Annotated in this window: 1 pseudogene; it reads right to left on the bottom strand. The window is 27.3% G+C overall.

Annotated features, from left to right (window positions below):
• Nucleotides 1–14: 14 nt before the first annotated feature.
• Nucleotides 15–205: pseudogene (locus ACTRWE_RS19395) on the bottom strand (DUF6795 domain-containing protein); the annotation flags it as partial.

Genomic DNA, 205 nt, shown 5'->3' with positions numbered 1-205 from the left:
GGACTTTTTCCATATTAATCTTCCTTGATGTTACGTTCAGTTAAGTTATTAAAATCACCATTATTAATTATAAATTGTCTATCTCCGTCATATAACAAAAATGGCATATAGTCTGTTTCCCAACGGCAAATACTCGATGCTACATAATTTAAATGTTCGTTATTATTTTTTTTAAATTCAAAAGCAACGCGTTTATTAGTTAATT

Source organism: Pseudoalteromonas sp. G5_S1_54_S4 (assembly GCF_054968565.1).
The sequence above is the reverse complement of the archived record's forward strand: the minus strand, read 5'-3'. Positions and strand labels throughout refer to the sequence as shown.